The 15,922-nt window shown below is 74.6% G+C and carries 17 protein-coding genes; all 17 read left to right on the forward strand.

Going from position 1 to position 15,922, the window contains the following annotated elements:
- The first annotated feature begins 8 nt into the window (after nucleotides 1-8).
- The 17 genes from ACFVXH_RS38175 to ACFVXH_RS38255 all read left to right on the forward strand — a co-directional run bounded on the left by ACFVXH_RS38175 (nucleotide 9) and on the right by ACFVXH_RS38255 (nucleotide 15,832).
- Nucleotides 9-998: an FKBP-type peptidyl-prolyl cis-trans isomerase gene (locus tag ACFVXH_RS38175; protein WP_074002320.1), complete on the forward strand. Its 990-nt coding sequence runs from the start codon at nucleotides 9-11 to the stop codon at nucleotides 996-998.
- Nucleotides 999-1,201: 203 nt separating this feature from the next.
- On the forward strand, nucleotides 1,202-2,515 hold the full coding sequence (locus ACFVXH_RS38180; RefSeq protein WP_049652002.1) for an FKBP-type peptidyl-prolyl cis-trans isomerase: 1,314 nt from the start codon (nucleotides 1,202-1,204) through the stop codon (nucleotides 2,513-2,515).
- A 163-nt stretch (nucleotides 2,516-2,678) separates the two neighbouring features.
- Entirely contained in the window at nucleotides 2,679-3,062 is a 384-nt protein-coding gene (locus ACFVXH_RS38185) for an FKBP-type peptidyl-prolyl cis-trans isomerase (RefSeq protein WP_049652003.1), read from the forward strand.
- A 177-nt stretch (nucleotides 3,063-3,239) separates the two neighbouring features.
- Nucleotides 3,240-4,214 (forward strand): helix-turn-helix transcriptional regulator, encoded by a 975-nt coding sequence (locus ACFVXH_RS38190; RefSeq protein ID WP_387830752.1) that lies wholly within the window; start codon nucleotides 3,240-3,242, stop codon nucleotides 4,212-4,214.
- Nucleotides 4,215-4,240: 26 nt separating this feature from the next.
- Nucleotides 4,241-5,167, forward strand: coding sequence for a YafY family protein (locus tag ACFVXH_RS38195; RefSeq protein WP_181970795.1), 927 nt, complete (start codon nucleotides 4,241-4,243; stop codon nucleotides 5,165-5,167).
- 27 nt (nucleotides 5,168-5,194) lie between these two features.
- Nucleotides 5,195-5,401 (forward strand): hypothetical protein, encoded by a 207-nt coding sequence (locus tag ACFVXH_RS38200; protein ID WP_375876040.1) that lies wholly within the window; start codon nucleotides 5,195-5,197, stop codon nucleotides 5,399-5,401.
- A gap of 21 nt (nucleotides 5,402-5,422) precedes the next feature.
- Nucleotides 5,423-5,635 carry a hypothetical protein gene (locus ACFVXH_RS38205; RefSeq protein ID WP_049652007.1) on the forward strand — a complete coding sequence of 71 codons (213 nt, stop codon included), beginning with the start codon at nucleotides 5,423-5,425 and terminating at the stop codon, nucleotides 5,633-5,635.
- 191 nt (nucleotides 5,636-5,826) lie between these two features.
- Nucleotides 5,827-6,132 (forward strand): Sec-independent protein translocase subunit TatA, encoded by a 306-nt coding sequence (tatA, locus tag ACFVXH_RS38210; protein ID WP_049652008.1) that lies wholly within the window; start codon nucleotides 5,827-5,829, stop codon nucleotides 6,130-6,132.
- A 163-nt stretch (nucleotides 6,133-6,295) separates the two neighbouring features.
- Nucleotides 6,296-7,189, forward strand: coding sequence for a twin-arginine translocase subunit TatC (tatC, locus tag ACFVXH_RS38215; RefSeq protein ID WP_049652009.1), 894 nt, complete (start codon nucleotides 6,296-6,298; stop codon nucleotides 7,187-7,189).
- Between the two features lie 152 nt (nucleotides 7,190-7,341).
- Nucleotides 7,342-8,502 carry an FAD-binding oxidoreductase gene (locus tag ACFVXH_RS38220; RefSeq protein WP_049652010.1) on the forward strand — a complete coding sequence of 387 codons (1,161 nt, stop codon included), beginning with the start codon at nucleotides 7,342-7,344 and terminating at the stop codon, nucleotides 8,500-8,502.
- 79 nt (nucleotides 8,503-8,581) lie between these two features.
- Nucleotides 8,582-8,899, forward strand: coding sequence for a (2Fe-2S)-binding protein (locus ACFVXH_RS38225; RefSeq protein WP_049652011.1), 318 nt, complete (start codon nucleotides 8,582-8,584; stop codon nucleotides 8,897-8,899).
- Nucleotides 8,880-10,295 carry an NAD(P)/FAD-dependent oxidoreductase gene (locus ACFVXH_RS38230; protein ID WP_387830755.1) on the forward strand — a complete coding sequence of 472 codons (1,416 nt, stop codon included), beginning with the start codon at nucleotides 8,880-8,882 and terminating at the stop codon, nucleotides 10,293-10,295. The genes ACFVXH_RS38225 and ACFVXH_RS38230 overlap by 20 nt, the downstream gene beginning before the upstream one ends.
- 179 nt (nucleotides 10,296-10,474) lie before the next feature.
- Entirely contained in the window at nucleotides 10,475-11,338 is an 864-nt protein-coding gene (locus tag ACFVXH_RS38235; protein WP_181970794.1) for a dihydrodipicolinate synthase family protein, read from the forward strand.
- A 93-nt stretch (nucleotides 11,339-11,431) separates the two neighbouring features.
- Nucleotides 11,432-12,436, forward strand: a complete 1,005-nt coding sequence (locus ACFVXH_RS38240) for a proline racemase family protein (RefSeq protein ID WP_049660310.1) — start codon at nucleotides 11,432-11,434, stop codon at nucleotides 12,434-12,436.
- Between the two features lie 50 nt (nucleotides 12,437-12,486).
- Nucleotides 12,487-13,845, forward strand: coding sequence for an aldehyde dehydrogenase family protein (locus tag ACFVXH_RS38245; protein WP_387830757.1), 1,359 nt, complete (start codon nucleotides 12,487-12,489; stop codon nucleotides 13,843-13,845).
- Nucleotides 13,845-14,873, forward strand: coding sequence for a proline racemase family protein (locus tag ACFVXH_RS38250; RefSeq protein WP_375876044.1), 1,029 nt, complete (start codon nucleotides 13,845-13,847; stop codon nucleotides 14,871-14,873). Before ACFVXH_RS38245 ends, ACFVXH_RS38250 begins: the two co-directional genes overlap by 1 nt.
- Before the next feature lie 23 nt (nucleotides 14,874-14,896).
- Nucleotides 14,897-15,832 carry an ornithine cyclodeaminase family protein gene (locus tag ACFVXH_RS38255; protein ID WP_387830759.1) on the forward strand — a complete coding sequence of 312 codons (936 nt, stop codon included), beginning with the start codon at nucleotides 14,897-14,899 and terminating at the stop codon, nucleotides 15,830-15,832.
- Nucleotides 15,833-15,922 lie beyond the last annotated feature (90 nt).

Here is a 15,922-nt window from a genome sequence, read left to right on the forward strand (position 1 = left end):
GGACCACCGTGCGCCGCACCGCCGGTTTGCTTCTCACCCTGCCGTTGCTGCTCGCGGTCGCCTGCAGCAGCTCGCCCAAGGCGGCGGGCCCGGTGACGCCGTCCGCGGCGAGCGCCGCCCCGACGGTGCCCGCGCCGGTCGGCGAGGCGTCACCGATGCCCACTCTTTCGGGTGGCGGGTTCGGCAGCAAGGCCACCATCACCATCCCCGAGGGCCAGCAGCCCGGCGGCCAGTTCGTGGTGAACACGGTCAGCGAGGGCGACCGGGCGACCGTCAACAAGGGCGACTGGGTGACGGTCAACTACACCGCCAGGGACTGGACCACCGCCAAGGACCTGCCCAGCTCGTACGACGCCAACGGCAAGCCGCAGCTCTACCAGGCCGGCAGCGGGCAGCTGGTGCCGGCGCTGGACCAGAGCGTGATCGGCAAGAAGGTGGGCAGCCGGCTGCTGGTGGTCGCCCCGCCGGCGGCGGCCTTCGGCGAGCAGGGCTCCACCCAGCTGGGCGTCAACAAGGGCGACACCGTGGTGTTCGTGCTGGACATCATGGAGAGCCTGCCGCCGGACTCCACGCTGACCGGGGCGATGGCCGAGCCGGCCGCGACGATGCCGCAGGTCAAGGACAACGGCAAGGCGCCGGCCACGATCACGATCCCGACCGGGCAGGCCGCGCCCACCGACCTCCAGCAGGCGGTGCTGATCAAGGGCGAGGGCAAGCAGGTCAAGAGTGGGCAGACCCTGGTGGTGCAGTACACCGGGGTGCTCTGGGCCAACGGCCAGCAGTTCGACGCCTCCTGGACGCACGGCGGCGCGCAGGCGGTGCAGATCGGCACCGGCAGCGTGATCGAGGGCTGGGACAAGGGCCTGGTCGGGCAGAACGTCGGCAGCCGGGTCCTGCTGGTGGTGCCGCCGGCGCTCGGCTACCAGGACAAGGCGCAGGGCTCGGTTCCGGCGAACTCGACCCTGGTCTTCGTGATCGACATTCTCGAAGCGGTCTAGGAAGTCACCGGGGGGATTCCGTACGCTTGGGCGGACGCTCGTACAACGAAGCGTCCGCCCTCATCCTGAGCTGTCATACTGCCCACGCACTGTGGCAGGCGCCGCCCGGCGCCGAGGTCCGGGGCGGGCGGTGCGACGGCAGGCCGGCGTGCCCACGCCGGGCGCAGACCTGGAAGACCTCGTGGCGAGATGGATGGGGAGTCATGACTGAGAAGACGCCGAGCCCGGGCGGGGCCGGCACCGCGGCGAACGACAGCTCCGCGGGTGACCCGGCCGCCTCTCGTCCCGGCGGTCCGGTTGGCGGGGACCGCGAGTCGATCGTCGTCCCCCCGGCGATCCTGGCGCAGCAGGCGGGCTGGGCGCAGCCCGGCGAGGCGCCGCGCGCCGCGGGCGGGACCAAGACGGACGACGCCCCGCAGATCTTCGCCTCCAACGTGCGCAAGTCCGACACGTCGGAGGCCGGGTACGACGAGAACCCGCCCGGCGTCGGCAAGCTGGGCGTGATCCTCGGCACGGTGATCGCCCTGCTGCTGGTCGGCAGCGGCGTCACGCTGTACATGGTGAACAAGGACGGCTCCAAGGACAGCGCCGCGGCCAAGCCGGACGCGGCCAAGAGCGCGCCGCCCACGCCGACCGCCGACCCGGTGCCGCCGATCAAGGACAGCGCCAAGGTGCTGCCGACGGTCGCCGGCGACTTCGGCAAGAAGGCCGACATCCAGATCCCGGGCGAGGCTTCCGACGGCTCCTTCGTGGTCAAGGTGCTCACCGAGGGCACCGGCGCCAAGGTGGAGAAGAACTCCTGGGCCTCGGTGGACTACACCGCCAAGGACTGGAACACCGGTAAGGACATCCCGAGCTCGTACGACGCCAACGGGAAGCCGCAGATCTTCCAGGCCGGGACCGACTCGCTGATCCCGGCGCTGGACCAGGCCGTGATCGGCAAGAAGGCCGGCAGCCGGCTGCTGGTGGTGGCCCCGCCGGCCGCCGCGTTCGGCGCCCAGGGCAAGGCCGACATGTCGATCGGGCCCAAGGACGACCTGGTCTTCGTGATCGACATCCGCAACGCCAACGCGCCCGACGCCGTGGTGAGCGGTACCGTCACCCCGCCGCCCGCGGACTTCCCGCAGGTCAAGGACAACGGCAAGAAGCCGGCCGAGATCACCCCGGTCGCCGGGGCGAAGGACCCGACCGAGCTGAAGTCGCACGTCCTGATCAAGGGCACCGGGCCGAAGGTGGAGAAGGGCGAGAAGGTCGTCGTCCAGTACACCGGCGCGCTGTTCTCCAGCGGCAAGGTGTTCGACTCCTCGCTCAGCAAGGGCCAGGCGTTCACCTTCCCGGTCGGCGGCGGCCAGGTCATCCAGGGCTGGGACCAGGGCCTGGAGGGCCAGACCGTCGGCAGCCGGGTCGAGCTGGTGATCCCCGCCTCGCTGGGCTACGGCGACAAGGGCCAGGGCGACATCCCGCCCGGCGCGACGCTGGTGTTCGTGGTGGACATCCTGGACGCCGGTCAGGGCTGATCCACTTTCGGGTGACAATGGTGCACGTGTGACCTTCGGGTCCGGCCGCGTGGCCGGTCCCCAACGGGCGGCGGGCGCCCGTACCGTGGTCCGGGACGAACGGACCGGGTGCGGGCGTCCGCCGCTTGGTCGTGACAGCAGAGCGAATGTGAGAAGAGGGACTGTGAGCGTCAACCTCAACGAGAAGCCCGAGATCGACTTCCCGATCGGCGACGCCCCGACGGAGCTGCAGATCCGCGACATCGTCGTGGGCGACGGCGCGGAGGCCAAGCCGGGCCAGAACGTCAGCGTCCGGTACGTCGGTGTGACCTTCGAGACCGGCGAGGAGTTCGACGCGAGCTGGAACCGGAGCCCCAACGAGTTCCGCTTCCCGCTGGGCGGCGGCCGGGTCATCAAGGGCTGGGACCAGGGCGTCGTCGGCATGAAGGTCGGCGGCCGCCGCGAGCTGACCATCCCGTCGCGTCTGGCGTACGGCGCCCAGTCGCCGACCTCGGCGATCCCGCCGCACTCGACCCTGATCTTCGTGGTCGACCTGCTGGCCGTCTGAGCCCGCTCGTGCCGTGGGCCGGACCCCTCCGGGGGCCCGGCCCACGGGCGTGTCCGGGGGCGTTCGGGGAGGCCGCTTTTGCCGTGCGTACCGCTACCGGTACGGTCGGTCCCGCCGGGTGGTGATCGCCCGGTTGGCGCACCCCGCGCGCGGCGCGGCACACCGGAAGGGTCAGCGATGGCGATCGCGAAGGCAGAGCGGCTGATGAATCTCGCCCTGTGCCTGATGAACACCAGACGTCCGCTCTCCAAGAAGGAGCTGCGGGAATCCATCGAGGCGTACCGCGAGGCCTGGCAGAACAGCAGCGAGGACGCCTTCAACCGGATGTTCGAGCGGGACAAGGACGACCTGCGCGAGCTCGGCCTGGTGATCGACGTGGACGAGAGCACCCTGGACGGCGAGCTCGGCTACCTGGCCCGCGCCGACCGCAACCGGCTGCCCGAGATCGCCCTGGACGCCGAGGAGGCGGCCGCGCTGACCCTGGCGGCCCGGGTCTGGCAGCAGGCCAAGATGTCCGGTGCGGCCAGCGGCGCCCTGCAGAAGCTGCGCGCGGCCGGGGTGCCGTTCGCCGAGGCCGAGGGCCGGACCGCCCTGGAGCCGCGCATCCCCGCCCGGGAGGCCGCGTTCGAGCCGCTGCTCACCGCCGCCCGGGACCGCCGTCCGGTCACCTTCGAGTACCGCAAGGCCGGTGCCACCGCCGTCGAGCAGCGCAGCGTCGAGCCGTGGGCGTTGGAGTGCTGGCGCGGGCACTGGTACCTGGCCGGGTACGACCGCGACCGGGGCGACGCCCGGGTGTTCCGGCTCAGCCGGATCACCGGCCGGGTGAAGGCGAAGTCCGGGGCCTTCCTCGGCGCCGTGCCCGAGCACGTGGACGTCCGGGCCACCGTGGCGAAGTTCGCGGGCGAGGGGGCGACCGCCACCGCGACCGTCCGGGTCCGCCGGGGCGCCGGCTTCCCGCTGCGGACCAAGGCGCTGGGCAGCACCCGGGTGGACGAGCTGTGGGACGAGCTGGAGATCCCGTACGGCAACGGGCTCGGCGCGGACCTGGCCGAGTTCGGGCCGGACGTGCTGGTGCTCGGGCCGGAGGAGCTGCGGGCGGATGTGGTCGACCGGCTGCGGGCGGTCTCGGGTTTCGAAGGAGTGGGCGCGTGAGCAACGCCATCGACCAGACGCGACGGATGCTGTCGCTGGTCACCTACCTGCGCGAGCGGCCCGGGGCCGAGGTCGCCGAGGTGGCCCGGGCGTTCGGGATCAGCGAGCGCGAGCTGATCGCGGACCTCAACGTGCTGCCGATGTGCGGCACCAGCTTCCGCGGCGGCGACCTGCTCGACATCGACACCGACGGCGAGCGGATCTGGTGGCACAACGTCGACGACGTCGCCCAGCCGCTGCGGCTGGCCGCCGACGAGGCGACCGCGCTGCTGGTGGCCGCCCGCGCGGTGGCCGGACTGCCGGGCCTGCGGGCCGGGGACCGGGAGGCGCTCACCCGGGCCGTCGCCAAGATCGAGAACGCGGCGGGGGAGAGCGCCGAGGGCAGCGCCCGGGTCGGCGTGACCTTCGAGGCGGAGAGCCACGTCTTCGCCGACATCGACCGCGCGCTCAGCGAGGGCCGCCGGCTCTGGCTGCGCTACTACTCGCACGGGCGCGGCGGGATGACCGAGCGCGAGGTCGACCCGATCCGGCTGCTCACCGAGGGCCACACCTACCTCGAGGCCTGGTGCCGCACCTCCGAGGACCACCGGATGTTCCGGCTCGACCGGGTCGCCGAGATCCGCGTCCTGGACGTCCCGGCCGACCCGCCCCGGCGCGAGCCGCGGGACCTGAGCGGCGGGCTGGTCAACCCGGCGGCGGACGACCCCGAGGTGGTCGTCGAGGTCTCCTCCGGCGGCCGCTGGGTGGCCGAGTACTACACCCACGACCGGGCCGAGGAACTGCCCGACGGCGGGCTGCGGATCACCCTGCGCAGCGCCGACCCCTCCCAGCTGCGCCCGCTGGCGCTGCGGCTGGGCCGGGACGGCCGGATCGTCTCGCCGCCCGAGCTCGCCGAGCAGGCGCGCTCGGCCGCGCGGGAGGCGCTGGCCGCCTACGGGGAGGGGCGGGTCTGAGCGGTGGAACCCGGGACCAGATTCAAGGTGTACTGCTCCGAGTGCCGGGAGAAGGTGGAGCTCCCGGCCGAGGACTTCCGCCTGACCCTCGGTCGCACCCCGGCCCAGGCGCACTACAGCTTCGGCTGCCCGCGGTGCGGGGCGGCGGTGCGCAAGCCGGCCGGGGAGAAGATCGTCGAGGCGCTCACCGGGGCCGGGGTGCGCACCATGCGGCTCGTCCCGGCCGAGGGGTAGTACGCGTATAGGCTGGGGCGCATGTCCTGGATGCTCGTCGCCGCCGTCCTGCTCGCCACCGCGGGCCTGCTGGTCCTCGGGGTCCTCGCGATCCGGCTCTGGCTGGACGTGCGGGCGCTGGCCAAGGGCGTGGACGCGGCCTCGCGGGCGCTGGCCGCGGCGGCCGGGGACCTGGCGGACGCGGTGCCCGCCCAGGGCGCCCCGGCGGGGGAGCGGAGCGTCCCCGCCGCATAGCACGGTCGGGACCGCGGTGGTACGGGGGCTGCTGCGCGCGGGCGGGGGCGGGTTACGCTCTCAGTTGGCTCCTGAACCGTGTACCGGGGGCCGCTGTCCTGTTCGGGCGGCCGTCGTCGTGGCGTCATCCGCAGCGGTTACCATCCGCAGCGGACGGCCCGTCGGGCCGCCATGACTGAAGGTGGTCGCGCATGCGCATCTCGATGACCGCGATCGTGGTGATCGTGATCCTCGCCATCGTGCTGTTCGGAGCCAAGCGGCTGCCGGACCTGGCGCGTTCGCTGGGCAAGTCGATGCGGATCCTGAAGAGCGAGGCGCAGGCGATGCGCTCGGACGGCGAGTCCGAGCAGCCGTCCCGGCCCGCCCCGGCTCCGGCCCCGGTCGACGGTGCCGCGGCCAGGACCGTCCAGGCCGCTCCGGGAGCGTCGGCCACGGCCCGTCCGGTGACCGAGCCCGCCGCCGGGGCCTCCGCGCCCGACGGCGACCGCCCGCACTGAGCGCGGCGCACGTGAGGCACCTGACGCCCGCCGCGCACACCGTGTGCGCGGCGTTCGCGACCACGGAGGCCCGCCGACCGGCGGGCCCCGACGCACGAGTTGAGGACCGGGGTTGAGCAAGCTCTCCAAGGCGCCGAAGGCGTCAAAGGATCCTGAGGGGCGGATGGCCCTCGCCGACCACCTGAGGGAACTGCGCAACCGCGTGGTCAAGTCGGTCCTGGCGATCGTGCTGATCACCATCGTGGCGGCGGTCTACCACAAGCAGATCGAGGACTTCCTGCTGCAGCCGCTGCCGCGGTGCGAAACCCTGGAGCTGGCCAAGCACTACCACGGCAAGTGCGCCCAGGTCTCCAACATCGGTCTGACCGCCGGTTTCACCTGGATGCTGAAGGTGGCCCTGACGGCGGGCGTGGTCGGGACCGTGCCGATCTGGCTCTACCAGGTCTGGGCCTTCGTGGCGCCGGGCCTGCACAGGCACGAGAAGAAGTACACGGTCGTCTTCCTGATCTGCGGGACGCCGCTGTTCCTGGCCGGCGTGGCCGTGGCCATCCTGGTGCTGCCGACCACGGTCGACGTGCTGCTCTCGTTCACCCCGAACGACACCACGCCGATCCTGCCGCCCGAGGACTACTTCGACATCGCCACCCGGATGGTGCTGGTCTTCGGCCTCGCCTTCGAGTTCCCGCTGCTGCTGGTGATGCTGAACATGGTCGGCGTGGTCGGCGGCAAGCGGCTGCTGGGCTGGTGGCGCGGCATGGTCATGGGCATCACGGTGTTCGCGGCCTTCGCCACGCCGAGCGCCGACCCGCTGAGCATGCTGGCGCTGGCCGCGCCGATCTGGGCGCTGTACTTCATCGCGGTGGCGATCGCGATCTTCAACGACAAGCGCAAGGCGCGCCGCAACCCGGACTCCGGGCTGGACGACGAGGAGGCCTCGCACCTGGACCTCTCGGTGCAGCCGGTGGCCGGTGCGGAGTCCGTCCAGGCCTCGGCGGCCCCGGCGGCCGGCGCCTCGGTGCCGGCGTCCCGCCGCGAGGAGATGGACGACATCACCTGAGTCGGTAGGGATCCACAGACACGCCCTGAGGCCTGAGGGAGCCCCGGTCCGCCGCTGCCGAGCGGTGGGCCGGGGCTTTCCGCTGGTCGGGGCGGTTCCGGGTTTCGGCGGGTGGTCTTGGCAGCTCGCATGGCATGTGACATATTACTGGCGTGCTGAAGACCGAGACACCTCCCCTGGACGTGGTCGTGGTCGGCGCCGGTGTGGTCGGCGCCGCCTGCGCCTACTACGCCGCCCGCGCCGGGCTCGCCGTCGCCGTCGTGGACCGCGGGCCCGTGGCCGGCGGCACCACCGGCGCGGGCGAGGGCAACCTGCTGGTCTCCGACAAGGAGCCCGGCCCCGAACTCGACCTCGCCCTGCTCAGCACCCGGCTCTGGCGCGACCTCGCCGAGCGGCTCGGCCCGGCGATCGAGTACGAGCCCAAGGGCGGCGTGGTGGTCGCCTCCACCGCCGCCGGGCAGGACGCGCTGCGGGCCTTCGCCGACGGGCAGCGGGCCGTCGGGGTCGAGGCCGAGGAGGTGCCCGGCGAGCGGCTGCGCGAACTGGAGCCGCACCTGGCCGAGGGCCTGGCCGGCGGCTTCCACTACCCGCAGGACGCCCAGGTCCAGCCCGCCCTCGCCGCCGCGCACCTGCTGCGCGAGGCCCGCCGGATGGGCGCCGAGCTGATCACCGGGGAGAGCGTCACCGCCGTCGACCGGGGCCCGGACGGCGCCGTGCGCGGCGTCCGGACCGACCGGCGGCACCTGGCCGCCCCCGCCGTGGTGAACGCGGCCGGCACCTGGGGCGGCGAGGTGGCCGCGCTGGCCGGGGTGCACCTGCCGGTGCTGCCCCGGCGCGGCTTCGTGCTGGTCACCGAGCCGCTGCCGCGGGTCGTGCGGCACAAGGTCTACGCCGCCGACTACGTGGCCAACGTGGCCAGCGGATCGGCCGGGCTGGAGACCTCCGCCGTGATCGAGGGCACCCCGGGCGGGCCGGTGCTGATCGGGGCCAGCCGGGAGCGGGTCGGCTTCGACCGCACGCTCTCCCAGGAGGTGCTGAGCCGGCTCGCCGCCCAGGCCGCCGCGCTCTTCCCGGTGCTCGCCGACGTCACCGTGCTGCGCGCCTACCGCGGCTTCCGCCCGTACCTGCCGGACCACCTGCCGGCCATCGGCGCGGACCCCCGGGTGCCCGGGCTGTACCACGCCTGCGGGCACGAGGGGGCCGGCATCGGGCTGGCCCCGGCGACCGGGCTGCTGATCAGCGAGCAGCTCACCGGCAAGCAGCCGGAGCTGGACCTCGCGCCGTTCCGGGCGGACCGCTTCCCGGCCGAGTGACGGCGTGACGGCCCGGACGCCTGCGACCGAGGCCTGTGTGAGATTCCTTCCTGGACCCGTGAGATTGGAGAGGCCGCCGATGCGCCGCCGCACCCCCGCCGGGCTGGTCGAGGCCGAGCCCGGGCCCGCCCACCACATCGAGTTCGACGGGCGGCCCGTCCCCGCGCTGCCCGGGCAGTCGATCGCCGCCGCGCTCTGGGCCGACGGCGTGCTCGCCTGGCGCACCACCCGGGTCGGCGGGAAGCCGCGCGGGGCGTTCTGCGGGATCGGCGCCTGCTTCGACTGCCTGGCCACCGTGGACGGCCGCCCCAACCAGCGCACCTGCCTGCTCCCCGCCGAGCCCGGCACCACCGTCACCACCCAGGAGGGCCACGGCCGTGCCGACCTCGCCGTCTGAACCCCTCGACGCCCTGTCGTACGACCTCGTGGTGGTCGGCGCCGGCCCGGCCGGGCTGGCCGCCGCCGTCACCGCCGCCGACCTCGGGCTGCGCTGCGCCCTGCTGGACGGCGGGCAGAGCACCGGCGGGCAGTACTACCGCCACCCGGCGCCCGGCCTCGGCGCGGCCCGGCCGGACCGGCTGCACCACCACTGGTCCGCCTACACCGGGCTGGCCGACCGGCTCGACGCGCACGGGCGCGCCGGGCGGGCCGACTTCCTGGCCGGGCACCAGGTCTGGGCGCTGGAGCGCACCGGGGACGGCTTCGCGGTGCACGTCACCCGCGGACCGGAGGGCACCGACCGGGCCACCGTCCTGACCCGGTCGGTGCTGCTCGCCACCGGCGCGTACGAGCGGCAGCTGCCGTTCCCCGGCTGGACCCTGCCCGGGGTGGTCACGGCGGGCGGCGCCCAGGCCATGCTCAAGGCCGGCCTGGTGCTGCCCGGGAAGCGGATCGTGGTGGCCGGCAGCGGCCCGCTGCTGCTCGCGGCGGCCTCCTCGCTGGTCACCGCCGGGGCCGAGGTGCCCGCCGTGGTCGAGGCCACCGCCTACCTCGGGTACGCGCGGCGCCCCGGCGTGCTGGCGGCCGTCCCCGGCAAGCTGGTCGAGGGCGCCGGGCACGGCGGTGCGCTGCTGCGGCACGGCGTACGGCTGCGCCCGCGCAGCGCGGTGGTCGAGGCGCACGGGACGGACCGGGTCACCGGCGTCACGGTGGCCCGGCTGGACGCCGACTGGCGGCCGGTGCCCGGCACCGGGCGGCGGATCGACTGCGACGCGCTCGCCGTCGGCCACGGCCTGCTGCCGCAGATCGACCTGGCCACCGAGCTCGGCGCGCGGACCGTGACCGGGCCGGACGGCGCGGTCGCGCTGGAGGTCGACGCCCGGCTGCGCACCAGCGTGCCCGGCCTCTGGTCGGCGGGGGAGACCAACGGCGTCGGCGGCGCGGACCTCGCGCTCGCCGAGGGCGAGCTGGCCGCGCACGCGGTGGCCGGGGAGCGGCCCGCGGCCGCGCTGCTGCGCCGCCGCTCCCGGCTGCGGGCCTTCGCCGACCTGATGGCCGCCGCGCACCGGCCGGGCCCCGGCTGGACCGGATGGCTGCGTCCGGACACCGACGTCTGCCGGTGCGAGGAGGTGCCGGTGGCGGCGATCCGGGAGGCCGTCGAGGACCTGGGCGCGGGCGATCCGCGCACCGTGAAGCTGCTCACCCGGGCCGGGATGGGCTGGTGCCAGGGCCGGATGTGCGGTCCGGCCGTGGCCTGCCTGGCCGGCCCGGGTGAGCCGGGGCCGGACCGGCGGCCGCTGGGCTGCCCGGTGCCGCTCTCCCAGCTGGCGGCGGGGCCGAACCCGGAGGCGTAGGGCGTGCCCGACCGCTCGCGTCGGGCGGGAACGGTCGGGCACGCCCCCGGGGTCCGTCGTCGAAGGACGGGCCGGGGACCTTGTCTCCGGCCCGTCCACTCTAGTAAAATGTCACACCTCATCAAGGAGCTCATGTGTCCATCACCCAGCACGACAGCACCCGTCCCTGGCGCGGCATCATGGTCGCCACCACGCTTCCGCTGCGCCCGGACCACTCCGTCGACTACGACGCCTACGCCGAGCACGTCCGCTGGCTGATCGACTCGGGCTGCGAGGGCGTCGTCCCCAACGGCTCGCTGGGCGAGTACCAGACGCTCACCGCCGAGGAGCGCGCCAAGGTCGTCGAGGTCGCCATCGAGGCGGCCGGCGACGGCTCCCGGGTGATGCCCGGCGTGGCCGCCTACGGCAGCGCCGAGTCCCGCCGCTGGGCCGAGCAGGCCGCCGAGGCCGGCGCCGGCTCCGTCCTGCTGCTGCCGCCGAACGCCTACCGGGCCGACCACGCCTCGGTGCGCGCCCACTACGCCGAGGTCGCCAAGGCCGGGCTGCCGATCGTGGCGTACAACAACCCGATCGACACCAAGGTCGACCTCGTCCCCGCGCTGCTCGCCCAGCTGCACGCCGAGGGCTCGATCGTCGCGGTCAAGGAGTTCAGCGGCGACGTCCGCCGGGCGTACGAGATCGCCGAGCTGGCCCCCGGGCTGGACCTGCTGATCGGCGCCGACGACGTGCTGCTGGAGCTGGCGCTCGCGGGCGCGGTCGGCTGGATCGCCGGCTACCCGAACGCCCTGCCGGCCGCCTCGGTCGCGCTCTACGACGCCGCCGTCTCCAAGGACCTGGAGAACGCGCTGCCGCTGTACAAGTCGCTGCACTCGCTGCTGCGCTGGGACTCCAAGACCGAGTTCGTCCAGGCCATCAAGCTCTCCATGGACATCGCCGGGCGCCCCGGCGGCCCGGTGCGCGCCCCGCGCCTGCCGCTCGTCCCGGAGATCGAGGAGGCCGTCCGCGCGGCCACCGAGAAGGCGCTGGCCGACGGCCTGGTCTGACACCGGCGCGATCCCGGGCCTCCGGGCCGGCTGCGGCGGCAGTCGGCCCGGCCAACCCACCAACCATCCGAACCTGTACGGGAGTTGTGACCCATGCGCAGCCGTCACGTGTTCCACGCCGTCGACTCGCACACCGAGGGCATGCCGACCCGGGTGATCACCGGCGGCTTCGGTGTCATCCCCGGCGCCACCATGGCCGAGCGCCGGGTGCACTTCCAGGAGCACCTGGACCACTTCCGCACCCTGCTGATGTACGAGCCCCGCGGCCACGCCGCGATGAGCGGCGCGATCCTCCAGCCGCCGACCCGGCCGGACGCCGACTTCGGCGTGCTCTACATCGAGGTCTCCGGACTGCTGCCGATGTGCGGGCACGGCACCATCGGGGTCGCCACCGTACTGGTCGAGACCGGGATGGTCCCGGTGGTCGAGCCGGTCACCACCGTACGGCTGGACACCCCGGCCGGACTCGTGGTCGCCGAGGTGAAGGTCGAGGACGGCGCCGCCAAGGCGGTGACCATCCGCAACGTGCCCTCCTACTCCGTCGCCCTGGACCGCAAGGTCGAGGTGCCCGGCTACGGCACGGTGACCTACGACCTCGCGTACGGCGGCAACTACTACGCCATCCTGCCGCTCGCCGAGTTCGGGCTGCCCTTCGAGCGCGAGCGCAAGCAGGAGATCCTGGACGCCGGCCTGGCCATGATGGACGCGATCAACGCGGGCCCGGACCGGCCGGTGCACCCGGAGAACCCGTCCATCCACAGCTGCCACCACGTCCAGCTGCTCGCCCCCGGCTCCACCGCCGAGCACTCCCGGCACGCGATGGCCATCCACCCCGGCTGGTTCGACCGCTCGCCCTGCGGCACCGGCACCTCGGCGCGGATGGCCCAGCTGCACGCTCGCGGCGAACTGCCGCTCGGGCGGGACTTCCGCAACGACTCCTTCATCGGGACCACCTTCACCGGGCGGCTGGTCGAGGAGACCGAGGTGGCCGGGCTGCCCGCGGTGGTGCCCACCGTCACCGGGCGGGCCTGGGTCACCGGCACCGCCCAGTACTTCCTCGACCCGAGCGACCCGTTCCCGGCGGGCTTCCTGCTCTGACCCCTCCTTCCTCCTTCGTCCCCGTACCTCCCCCCGAAGGGCTGCTGGCCGTGACCATCACCTCGTACAACCCCGCCGACCCCGACGACCTCGTGGTCGCCGTCGAGGAGCCCGGCGCCGAGGCCGTGCGGGCCGCCGTCGGGCGGGCCCGGGCGGCGCAGGGCGACTGGCTCGCCGCCGGGGCGGGCGCCCGGTCGGCGGCGCTCGGCCGGATCGCGGACGCCGTGGAGGCGCACGCCCACGAGCTGGCCGCGCTGATCGTGCGCGAGGTCGGCAAGCCGCTGGCCGAGGCGCTCGGCGAGGTCGCCCGCACGGCGGCGATCTGGCGCTACTACGCGCAGGCGCCGTACGCGCCCTCCGGGGCGGTGCACGAGACCGTCGCCGGCCCCGGGCTGCTGCTCACCCGGCGCCGCCCGTACGGGGTCGCCGGACTGATCGCGCCGTGGAACTTCCCGCTGGCGATCCCGACCTGGAAGGCCGCGCCGGCCCTCGCCGTCGGCAACGCGGTGGTGCTCAAGCCGGCCCCCGAGGCGACGGCCTGCGCGCTGCGGCTGGCGGAGCTGGCCGGGCTGCCCGAGGACGTGTTCACGGTGCTGCCCGGCGGGGCGGAGGAGGGCGCGGCGCTGGTCGACGCTGCGGACGTGGTCTCCTTCACCGGCTCGACCGGCGTCGGCCGGGCCGTGGTGCGGGCCGCGACCGACCGCGGGGTACCGGTGCAGGCCGAACTCGGCGGGCTGAACGCCGCGCTGGTGCTGCCGGACGCCGACATCGCGCAGGCCGCCGGGCACATCGCCGCGGCCATCGCCGGGTACGCCGGGCAGAAGTGCACCGCCACCAGCCGGGTGATCGCGGTCGGCGCCGCGTACGAGCCGCTGCGCGAGGCGCTGGTCAAGGCGCTGGCGGCGGTCGACGACGCGGTCTGCGGGCCGGTGATCAACGCCGGGGCGCGGGAGCGGCTGACCGGGGCCGTCTCCTCGGCCGTCGAGGCCGGGGCCAGCGTGCTCACCGGCGGCGGGGTGCCCGAGCGGACCGGCTGGTACGTCGAGCCGACCCTGCTCGCCGAGGTGCCGGCCGAACACCCGCTGGCCCGCGAGGAGTTCTTCGGCCCGATCGCGGTGCTGCACGCCGCGGCCGACCTGGACGAGGCCATCGCGCTCGCCAACGACACCCCGCACAGCCTCTCCACCTCGGTGCACACCCGCAGCCTGGACGTGGCGCTGGCCGCCGCCGACCGGCTGGACGCGGGCATGATCCGGGTCAACGCGCCGTCCAGCGGCGTCGACTTCCACCTGCCCTTCGGCGGGGCCAAGGGCGCGAGCCACGGCGACCGCGAACAGGGCCAGGCCGCCCTGGACTTCTACACCGTCAGCCGGACCGTCAGCGTGCTGCCGGGCGGAGGTGCGCTCTGATGTTCGTACGGACGGTCGACTACCACACGGCCGGCGAGCCGTTCCGGATCGTGCTGGACGGCGTGCCCCCGATCCCCGGCGACACCGTCGCCGAGCGCCGGGCCATCGCGCTCGGCGCGGGCGGCAGCGCGACCGCGCCCCGGCCCAGCGCGCTGGACGAGGTCCGGCAGCTGCTCAGCCGGGAACCGCGCGGCCACGCCGGGATGTACGGCGGCTTCCTGGTCCCGCCGGACGACGACGAGGCGCACCTGGGCGTGCTGTTCTGGCACAAGGACGGCTACTCCACCGCCTGCGGGCACGGCACCATCGCGCTCGGCGCCTGGGCGGTGGACTCCGGACTGGTGGCCGCCCCCGCGGACGGCGTGGCGCGGGTGCGGATCGACGTGCCGTCCGGCCGGGTCACCGCCCTGGTGCACCGCTCCGGCGGGCGGACCACCGGGGTGACCTTCCGCAACGTGCCCAGCCGGGTCACCGCGCTGAAGCTCCCGGTGGAGACCTCGCGCGGCACCGTGGAGGTCGCCGTGGCGCACTCCGGCGCCTGCTACGCCTCGGTGCCCGCGGCCGCCCTCGGGCTCGCCGTGGAGAAGCAGCAGCTGCCCGAACTCACCGCCGTGGGGCGGGAGATCAGGGCCGCGCTGGCCGGCTCGGAGGCGGTCGCCCACCCGACGGACGCCCGGCTGTCGGGCGTGTACGGGGTCATCCTCCACGACGAACTCCCCCCGGTGGACGGGGTGTTGAACCAGCGCAACGTCACCGTCTTCGCGGACGGCCAGATCGACCGCTCGCCCTGCGGCTCCGGCACCTCCGCCCGGCTCGCGGTGCTCGCCGCCGAGGGGCGGCTGGCCCCGGGCGAGCCGCTGCGGCACGAGTCGATCATCGGGACGGTCTTCAGCGGGCAGGTCCTCCCGGGCGGCGACCCGCAGGGCGAGGGCGTGGTCACCGAGGTCGGCGGGACGGCCTTCCGCACCGGCGAGCACGGCTTCGTGCTGGAGCCGGACGACGACCTGGGAGCGGGGTTCCTGCTGTGACCACCGTGCGTGCGACCGAAGCCGTGAAGCCAACCGAAGTGCCCGGCGCGGCGGTTGTGCCGCTCCAGTACGTCGTGCCGGGCACCGGCGGGGTCGGGCCCGCCGGGGCGGTGGGGGCGATCGAGCGGGTGCTGCTGGACGGGTTCGACCCGGAGGCGGCACCCGCCCGGTCGGCCGTACCGGTGCCCGCCGGCGAACTGCTGATGATGCCGGCCGCCGCCGGGCCGTACGCCGGCGTGAAGATCGCCGGGGTCGCGCCCGCCAACCCGTCGGCCGGACTGCCCCGGATCACCGGCAGCTACCTGCTGCTGGACGGGCCCACCCTCCAGCCGCTCGCCCTGCTGGACGGCGCCGCGCTCACCGCGCTGCGCACGCCCGCCGTCACCGCGGCCGCGCTGCGGCGGCTGGCCGTGCCGGAGGCCGAGCACCTGGTGCTGTTCGGCTCCGGGCCGCAGGCGTACGGGCACCTGGACGCCCTGCTCGCCGTCCGGCCGCTGCGCCGGCTCACCGTGGTGGCGCGCAACGCCGAACGGGCCGGGGCGCTGGCCGATTACGGGCGGAAGCTCGGGCTGGCGGCCGAGGTCGGCGACCCGCGCGCGGTCCGCGAGGCGGACCTGGTGGTCTGCTGCACCACCGCGCGCACCCCGCTGTTCGACGGCGCCCTGGTGCCCGCCCACGCGGCGGTGGCGGCGGTCGGCTCGCACGAGCCGGACGCCCGGGAGGTGGACGAACTGCTCGTCCAGCGCGCCGAGTTGTACGTCGAGGCGCGTACCGTCGCGGAGCGCGAGGCCGGGGACCTGCTGATGGCGGGCGTGGCCGGGCGGCAGCTGTGGAACCTCGCCGAACTGGTGCGCGGCGACGCGCTGGTGCCCGACGGGCGGCCGCGGTTCTTCAAGAGCGTCGGGATGGCCTGGCAGGACCTGGCCGTCGCGGCGGAGGTGTACCGGGCCGCGTCCTAGGGCGTGTCTTCAAACTCGCGTCTGCGGGGCGACGCCGGGGCACGCACCTCGCCGCGTTGTCGTCGGTCGCCAATGCTCCGCAGTGGCTCC

Origin of the sequence: Kitasatospora sp. NPDC058184 (assembly GCF_042883725.1) — a bacterium.
In the GTDB taxonomy this organism is placed as follows: domain Bacteria; phylum Actinomycetota; class Actinomycetes; order Streptomycetales; family Streptomycetaceae; genus Kitasatospora.

Excerpts from the sequence above, each read along its gene's own strand:
- ACFVXH_RS38180 (WP_049652002.1), top strand. The coding sequence starts at position 1,202 with ATGACTGAGAAGACGCCGAGCCCGGGCGGGGCCGGCACCGCGGCGAAC.
- ACFVXH_RS38190 (WP_387830752.1), top strand. The coding sequence starts at position 3,240 with ATGGCGATCGCGAAGGCAGAGCGGCTGATGAATCTCGCCCTGTGCCTG.
- ACFVXH_RS38195 (WP_181970795.1), top strand. The coding sequence starts at position 4,241 with ATGCTGTCGCTGGTCACCTACCTGCGCGAGCGGCCCGGGGCCGAGGTC.
- ACFVXH_RS38205 (WP_049652007.1), top strand. The coding sequence starts at position 5,423 with ATGTCCTGGATGCTCGTCGCCGCCGTCCTGCTCGCCACCGCGGGCCTG.
- tatA (WP_049652008.1), top strand. The coding sequence starts at position 5,827 with ATGCGCATCTCGATGACCGCGATCGTGGTGATCGTGATCCTCGCCATC.
- tatC (WP_049652009.1), top strand. The coding sequence starts at position 6,296 with ATGGCCCTCGCCGACCACCTGAGGGAACTGCGCAACCGCGTGGTCAAG.
- ACFVXH_RS38225 (WP_049652011.1), top strand. The coding sequence starts at position 8,582 with ATGCGCCGCCGCACCCCCGCCGGGCTGGTCGAGGCCGAGCCCGGGCCC.
- ACFVXH_RS38235 (WP_181970794.1), top strand. The coding sequence starts at position 10,475 with ATGGTCGCCACCACGCTTCCGCTGCGCCCGGACCACTCCGTCGACTAC.
- ACFVXH_RS38240 (WP_049660310.1), top strand. The coding sequence starts at position 11,432 with ATGCGCAGCCGTCACGTGTTCCACGCCGTCGACTCGCACACCGAGGGC.
- ACFVXH_RS38250 (WP_375876044.1), top strand. The coding sequence starts at position 13,845 with ATGTTCGTACGGACGGTCGACTACCACACGGCCGGCGAGCCGTTCCGG.